The sequence below is a fragment of the Pigmentiphaga sp. MLSB6-MA01 genome, assembly GCF_058793475.1.
Map to the genome: position 1 here is coordinate 23,735 of NZ_JBXAFV010000011.1, position 6,035 is coordinate 29,769.

At 70.2% G+C, this 6,035-nt stretch carries 5 protein-coding genes and 1 pseudogene; all 6 read right to left on the reverse strand.

What is annotated here, in order from left to right; genetic code table 11:
• Positions 1 to 4: 4 nt before the first annotated feature.
• Positions 5 to 178, reverse strand: coding sequence for a hypothetical protein (locus AC1Q6E_RS18040; protein ID WP_296557876.1), 174 nt, complete (start codon positions 176 to 178; stop codon positions 5 to 7).
• A 66-nt stretch (positions 179 to 244) separates the two neighbouring features.
• Positions 245 to 2,521, reverse strand: coding sequence for a CHASE2 domain-containing protein (locus tag AC1Q6E_RS18045; RefSeq protein WP_296557878.1), 2,277 nt, complete (start codon positions 2,519 to 2,521; stop codon positions 245 to 247).
• An 84-nt stretch (positions 2,522 to 2,605) separates the two neighbouring features.
• Complete coding sequence (locus AC1Q6E_RS18050) at positions 2,606 to 4,282, reverse strand: FecR family protein (protein ID WP_152795427.1); 1,677 nt, start codon at positions 4,280 to 4,282, stop codon at positions 2,606 to 2,608.
• On the reverse strand, positions 4,279 to 5,001 hold the full coding sequence (locus AC1Q6E_RS18055; RefSeq protein ID WP_296557881.1) for a response regulator transcription factor: 723 nt from the start codon (positions 4,999 to 5,001) through the stop codon (positions 4,279 to 4,281). Before AC1Q6E_RS18055 ends, AC1Q6E_RS18050 begins: the two co-directional genes overlap by 4 nt.
• Before the next feature lie 119 nt (positions 5,002 to 5,120).
• The gene (locus AC1Q6E_RS18060) at positions 5,121 to 5,579 is read right to left on the reverse strand and encodes a hypothetical protein (RefSeq protein WP_152795423.1); all 459 of its coding nucleotides are present in this window, start codon (positions 5,577 to 5,579) and stop codon (positions 5,121 to 5,123) included.
• Between the two features lie 167 nt (positions 5,580 to 5,746).
• Positions 5,747 to 5,947: pseudogene (locus tag AC1Q6E_RS18065) on the reverse strand (RND transporter); the annotation flags it as partial.
• Positions 5,948 to 6,035: the final 88 nt, after the last annotated feature.

Consider the following 6,035-nt stretch of genomic DNA (forward strand, 5'->3'; position numbering starts at 1 on the left):
GCGACTACAGGCAGGAAGACAGGGCGGCATCATACCATTCGGTCGCCGCCAGGGACCCTTGCCGGGCCGCGGCCTGGGGGGGATAGACCACGACGAAATCCGTCCAGATCTCCCGGGCGTTCAGCCATACCAGGCAGAACGGCGCGGCCATGGCCGCGCACAGGATGAGTATCACCAATATCCGTTCCGTCATTCGTACCACTGGGCCTCGTAGACAACCTGTAGTCTACGCGCTCCCGGGGCTTCATCCCGCCTGGGGTTCAGGCTTGTTTACCGTGGCGGGCAGGAACAGGCGGAACTCGCTCCCCTGCCCCACCACGCTGTCGCACTCGATCCGGCCGCCATGCCTTTCGACCACCGCCTTGACGAAGGCCAGGCCCAGGCCGAAACCCGGCTCGCCGCTTTCCGCGGCGGCGCCGACGCGCGAAAACTCCTGGAACAGGCGGGCCTGATCCTCGGCCGCGATGCCCCTGCCCTGGTCTCGCACGGCAATCCGCCACCACCTCCCTTCGCGATCCAGGCGGCAGTCCACCCGGGTACCGGCCGGGCTGTATTTGATGGCGTTGCCGATCAGATTGACCAGCGCACGAGTCAGTTGCGAACGATCGCCGCGCAGCGGAACACCGTGATCGGGGATGTGGGTGCCAAGCGCGATCTGCTTGGCCTGAGCCAGGCTCCAGCACTCGTCGGCGGCGTCCAGGACCAGGTCCGCGCCGTCGACCGGCTCGTCCCGGGCCGGCGCTGTCGCCAGCCGCGCCAGTTCGACGAAAGACTCCGCCAAGGCCTGCGTGCGCAGCACATAGCGCCTGATGCGGTCCAGCAATTCCTCCTGCGGGAGTTCGGTGGGGTCGCTTCGGTGCAGGTCCAACAAGGCCAGGATCGCGCCTTGCGGTGAACGGATGTCGTGCGACAGGAAGCGCAAGGCCTGGTCGCGCTTGCGTTCGGCCTCGCGCAGCGGATTGATGTCCACCAGGGTGGCGATCCAGGCGGTATCGGCGGCTTCCTGCCCTGCGCACTGCGCGTACTCGAACAGGAAGGCGCGGCCGGCGGCATCGCGACATTCGGCGAAATGCCCTGGCGCGACCGCCGCGGGCCAGCTCAGCGCACCGCCGGAAACCAGCGTGAAGCCCGCCAGCAGGCGAGCCATGTCCCTGCCTTCGGCGGCGGCCTCGCCGAATTGCCGTACCGCTTCGCGATTGGCAAGCAGGATGCGGCCGTCCGCGGCCACGGCCAGCGCTGCCTCGGGCAGGCTTTCTATCACGGACGACATGAAGGCCTGGACATCCAGCAAGCGCCCCGTGGCCCGGGCAAGATCGTGGATGCGCCGGTCGATGAGGTCGCCGGCCGGCGCGGCCGCGTCGCCCGGCAGGACGGCTCCGTGGCGTTTCAATCTTCCCAGTTCATCGACGAGGTAGCTGGCCGCGCGCTCCAGGCGCCGCCAGTTCCAGGCGAGATAGAACGCCGCCAGGGCCAGCACGGCCGCGCCGGGAGGCCACCACACGCCCTGGCCGAGCAGCAGGACGCCGCTTGCCCCCGCCGCCGTGCCGATGCCCGCCACGGACGCCGCCAGCGCCCACCCCGGCGCGAACAGCCACAGCGTCGGCAGGACCACGGCCACCAGCAGCACCGTCAGCACCGCGCCCGCCCAGGGTTCGACGATGCGGCGCGCCGTGCCGGACATCAGGTTGTCGATCACATTGGCGGATATCTCGACCCCCGGCGTGAAGCGCTGCCGCGCCGAGAGCGGCGTCGGATAGACGTCGCCCAGGCCTGCCGCCGTGGATCCGACCAGCACGATGCGTCCAGCCAGCGCGCCGTCGGGCAAATCGCCCGCCAGCACCTGGGCGGCGGGAATCGTGCGATAGGTGCCGGCCGGCCCGGCGTAGGCGATATGCATCCAGAAGTCCCGCAACCAGGCGCCCGGTGCCGCCTCCGCGGCGGCGGGCGCCCGGTTCCCGGGCAGAGGATCGGCGACCGGCCTGCCCGCGACCCGCAGCAGCGCCAGTGCGAAATGGTTCCATTGACGCTCTTGAGTGCCCTCTCGCAGGAAGACGCTGCGCACCACGCCATCGGCATCGGGCTCGACCGAGACATGCCCCAGCGCCCGGGCCGCGGACGCCAGCGGCGGCACCGGCAGCATGGCCTGCACCCTGCCCGCCGTTTCAGCGGTGAAAACGGGCAGCACGACGTTGCCGCTGCGGCGGATCGCTTCGGCCATCCGCTGGTCGACCGATGCGTCGGCCGACGGCTCGGAAAGCAACAGGTCCAGGCCCAGGGCAGCCGGCGCCTGCTGGGCGATCCGCTCGATCAAGTCGATCTGCTGGTCCCGGCTCCAGGGCCAGCGGCCCACCTTGGCCAGGCTGCTCTCGTCGATGGCCACCACCACGATGTCCTGGCTGGGAGCGGTGGGCGCCAGCCTGCTGAAGAAATCGTACAGGGCCGCGTCCAGGCGCCCCAGGCCGTTCTGCCAGGCGAGCAAGGCGGCCAGCAGCAAGCCAGCGACGACCGCGATGCCGCGCACCAGGGCGCGTGGCCGCCTTGGCCCCGAAGGCCGTGTGGCGGATGCCTGCGATACGTCCTGGCTGTCCATGCGCGGGAGACTGCGCTACGGAAGCTGGATTTCCTGACCGTCGCCCGAATGCAGCGCGCCGTCTCCGCTGCGGACCGTGCGATTGACGCGGAAGTGTTGCGGGCGCGTGAAATCGCGCACGTAGCCGTCGCTGTCGGTCGCCTGGATACGGACGAAATACTCGCCGGCGGGCAATGCCTCGAGCGCCCATTTCCGATCCGCGGTCCGGCGCTCGGCCGCCAGTCCGGCAAAGCCCGTGTCGCGCGCGACCTGGACCAGATAGTTCTGGCCCGCCTCGCCATCCCAGCTCAGCACCACTTCGTCACCCTGCTGGCTCATGCCGAGCTTCCCGCCCACGGGCAAGCGCACCATGAAACGGCGCGGATCTCCATAGGGCCCGGCGTCCGGCTTGCCATCCTTGCCCCGGACCACGCTGCCCACGCGCCAGTAGTAGTTGCCGGAGGCGAGTCCGCCCACGGCGCGGGAGGTCTCGGACGACACGCTTTCGTCGACGAACGGATTGGCGAAGGCCTCGTCGCGGGCCACTTGCAGGCGGTAGCCGACCACGCCATCGGCACCCGTCCAGCGAAGCACGGCCTCGGCCTGCTCCACCACGCCGCCGTCGGGCGGGGCGATGGTGACCGGAGGTTCGGGCCGGGCCTTGAGCTTGATGGATCGGGTGATCGGCCGCCCCTCTATCCCCTGGGGGTCGACGCCGTTGATCCGGACCACGTAGTCGCCATCCTCCAGTCCGGCGAAACGCACACGCGGCGTCGCGGTCACGAGGTTGCCGGCCACCTGCTCGGCGGTACCCGCGGGCCAGATGAAAGCGCGGTAGGACGCGGCCCCCTGGAGCGCCGGGAATGCCAGATCGATGATCGGGCGTTGTTGCAGGGACTGGACACCGGTCAGGTCGGGCGCCGCCAGCAGCGGCGCCAGCGTGGCCGCCTGGGCATTGGCGGCGACCGCCCCGCCCGTGCCGGCTCCGACCCGCGCCGCGGCGCCCGAACGCAGGACACGCAGCTCGACCTCGCCCTCGAGGACGTCGCTGGTGGCCGCGCTGCCGTCGCGCATCGACACGCCGAATTCGGTGCCCCGCACGCCGGCGGCCATCAGCGGCGTATCGATCTGGAAGCGGCTGCCCGACGGCCGTTGCGGCGGCACCCGCGACTCGACGCGGCCCTTGTCCAGGGCCAGCGACGTATCGGCGCGCTTCTTCGTCAGGCTGTACTTCAGGCGCTCCAGGCGCAGCTCGGAGTCTCCCGCCACGCGGACCACCGAGCCGTCGGCCATCTCCAGTGTCGCAAAGCCCCCCGCGTCGGTACGCAGGCTGTCGCCATCGATCAGCCGCATGTCGCGCTCCAGCGCGCCCGACGAGCCGCTGCGCGTCGTATAGCGAACGCCCCCCGATACGTGCACCACGCGCGCGCCGCCGGGCTTCTTGCGCAGCAGCTCGTCGGGCACCAGGATGGTGGAGCCGGGCTTGAGCCTGAGCGGATTGGGATTGCCGTTCTCGCGCGCCAGGGCCGGCCACTGGCCGGGATCTTCCAGATAGGCCTGGGCCAGGTCGTACAGGGTGTCGCCGTCACGCACCAGATGGCGCACCGGTTCGGCCTGCTGGGCATGGGCCGCCATCGGGCCGAACGCACAGGCGGCGGCGATGGCCCACGCGGACAGCCGGCTGCCGGCGTCCATGCTGGGTATTGTCTTCATGGGTGATCGTCGTTGGATTCGTTCGTTGCCTGCTGGTCGGCCAGTATCTCGAAGCGGTAGCCCAGGCCGTAGACCGGCACCAGCCGCACGCCGTTATGGGGCCGCAGGTCGAGCTTGCGGCGCAACTGCGACATGTGCGTGGTGACGGTGCGGGTATCGATGGCGCTCGTGCCCCACAACTCCTCGAGCAGATGCTCGTGCGTCAGCAGCCTCCCCAGGTTGCGGAACAGGTACAAGGCCAGTTCGTATTCCTTGGGCTTGAGTTCGACCGCTTCACCCTTGAGCCGGACCTCGCGGCGGTGCAAGTCGAAGGTGTAGGCGCCGAAGCCCGGCTGGGTCGGGCGCGTGGCCTCGGGATAGGCGCGGCGCAGCAGCGCGGCCACCCTGGCCTGCAGTTCGAACGGCCGGATGGGTTTGGTCATGTAGTCGTCGGCGCCCGCCTGCAGCCCGTCGACCACGTCCTGTTCTTCGTCGCGGCTGGTGACGAAAAGCACGGGCAGGTGCGGCGGCAGATTGCGGCGGATCCACCCCAGGATCTCTGGGCCATCGATATGCGGCACGTGCCAATCCAGCACGAACATGTCGTAGCTTTCGCGATGGAGGTCGCGCAACATCGCCCTGCCGTCCTCGAACAGATGGCAGTCGTGCCCCGCCTGCAGCAGCGTCTTTTCTATGATCCGGGCATGCGCCGGGTCGTCTTCCAGTATGGCAATACGCACCTGGCCCCCCAAAGATCGGTGTAAAGCCAGCGCATTTTATAACGGGGCGCGCCGCGACGCCCGGAAAACGCCACTTTCGGTGGAATCCGGCGCCAGATCAAGGGGAACGCGAGAAGGTCTCAGCGCATGCCGGGTCCGCTGTCCGGCCGCGGCATCGCGGGTCCGGGCGAATTGGACGGCATGGCCGGGGAAGCGGGCGCCGGCGTCACCACCTCCTGGTACTCCCGCAGCAAGCCGCCGCCCTCGACGCTGCCGCTGACCGTTCCGCGCCCGTCCATCCGCGCCACGCAGGCGGCGCGGTCGGCTTCCGGCAAGGCATTGCAGCGTTGGATACGGTTGCGCTCATAGGTGGCATCACTGGCGCCGCGCAGGTCGCCCCGCCGCGCCTCCTGCAAGGCCGCGCCGGCTTCCCGGCGGCACGTCGCGGCATCTTCCCCCGACCGGCCACTGTTGCAGCGAGCCATGTCGTCCCGATAGGCGGTATCGGCGCCGGAGGCGGCCTGCGCCGAGGTAAACAGAACGGCTCCCAGGGCGACCGCGGCCAGTCCCAGGGCGCCACGCTTGGCTTTCGTGTTCATGCCTGACTCCTTACACGCAGGAAAGGCCCCGCCGCGCGGGGCCGGCGCGTCGGTCCAGTGTAGGCCTGGCAAGGATGGCCGCGACGCGCCGGGGGGCGCGACTATGTAAGCGGTCCGTACAGCATAGGCAACGGCCCCCGTGGCCGCGGGATCGCGGCCACGGCTTGTTACGAAGGCTGGCGCGCCAGCAACGGGGCCGACTCGGGTGCCGGGGCTTGCCGTTCCCAGCCACCGCCCAGCGCGCGTATCAGGTTGACGGTCGAGCGCGCCAGTTCCCCGTCCAACCGGGTGGCCACCCGGCGCTGCTGCAATACGCTGCGGTCGGCATCGATCACGTCCAGGTAGCTTACCGAGCCCTCGCGGTACTGGATCTGCGACAGCCGGGCCGGGGGGGGGGGGGGGGGGGGGGGGGGGGGGGGGGGGGGGGGGGGGGGGGGGGGGGGGGGGGGGGGCGTA

Bases quoted from the DNA above. Each gene is read 5' to 3' on its own strand.
- AC1Q6E_RS18060 (WP_152795423.1), bottom strand. From the start codon at position 5,579: ATGAACACGAAAGCCAAGCGTGGCGCCCTGGGACTGGCCGCGGTCGCC.
- AC1Q6E_RS18050 (WP_152795427.1), bottom strand. From the start codon at position 4,282: ATGAAGACAATACCCAGCATGGACGCCGGCAGCCGGCTGTCCGCGTGG.